The organism is Bacillus hominis (genome assembly GCF_018332515.1).
Lineage (GTDB): Bacteria > Bacillota > Bacilli > Bacillales > Bacillaceae_G > Bacillus_A > Bacillus_A hominis.
Window position 1 is genome coordinate 1 of record NZ_BOQD01000133.1, and the last position, 955, is coordinate 955.

General features: G+C 29.7%; 2 protein-coding genes. Both read left to right on the top strand.

The window, feature by feature from the left end; all coding sequences use genetic code 11:
• The first annotated feature begins 67 nt into the window (after nt 1-67).
• Complete coding sequence (yqeK, locus tag KI356_RS14485; RefSeq protein ID WP_128280085.1) at nt 68-676, top strand: bis(5'-nucleosyl)-tetraphosphatase (symmetrical) YqeK; 609 nt, start codon at nt 68-70, stop codon at nt 674-676.
• A 13-nt stretch (nt 677-689) separates the two neighbouring features.
• Nucleotides 690-955, top strand: a 266-nt coding sequence (locus KI356_RS14490; RefSeq protein ID WP_438820843.1) for a DUF3885 domain-containing protein, incomplete at its 3' end; no start/stop codon positions are given.

Consider the following 955-nt stretch of genomic DNA (forward strand, 5'->3'; position numbering starts at 1 on the left):
AATTAAAATAGAAGGGTTATTTGAATTTCATATTATATTGAAGAATAATAATCAGGAGGAGATTAACGTGCTATATAATGAAATATATTCATTTACTCCAACTGGGAAAATAGAACATGATATAAAAGAGTTTCTATTAAAATACAATAAAGAATTTACATATAAACATTCAATTCGTGTGGCAAATGAAGCACGGAAAATTGCGGTTATGTTTCATGAAAATGAAGAAAAGGCAGCAATTGCAGGATATTTACATGATATTAGTGCAATTTTTCCGAACGAGGAGCGGATTGCAGTTGCTGAAAAATTTGGAATAGAAATATTACAAGAAGAACGAGAGTTTCCAATGATTATTCATCAAAAATTATCGAGAGTAATTGCAAAAGAGGTATTTAAAATAGAAGACGAAGTAGTTTTAAATGCAATCTGTTGCCACACTACTTTGCGTAAACATGCAACGAAGATGGATTTAGTGTTATTTGTTGCAGATAAAATAGAATGGGATCAAAATGGGACACCATCATACTTAGTAGGTATAAAAAATGGATTAGAAAAATCTTTAGAACATGCTGCTTTTGTATATATTTCATATTTGTGGGAAAGAAAAGATACATTGAAAGTTATACATCCGTGGCTAGAAGAAGCTTATTGGCATTTAAAAGAACTTGTAGAGTAGAAAGGATATGAAAATGCAGTTGAAAGAATATATGAATCAAACATTTCCAGGAGTTACGTTAGTACCGTCTATATACTCTCAGTGGGAAAATCATCTACATTTTGATTTCGGGAAAGATACATATCAAATTGTAGAAGGAACCGACGATTTAAATATTGAATACTTCTCTCAACTATACACATATAATAAATACTTATTCGAAGATATATTTTTAAAAGAAGATGTAGTGTTTGTAGTAGCAAATGTTTATCGGTTTAAAAAGGAAAATATAAAAACTCC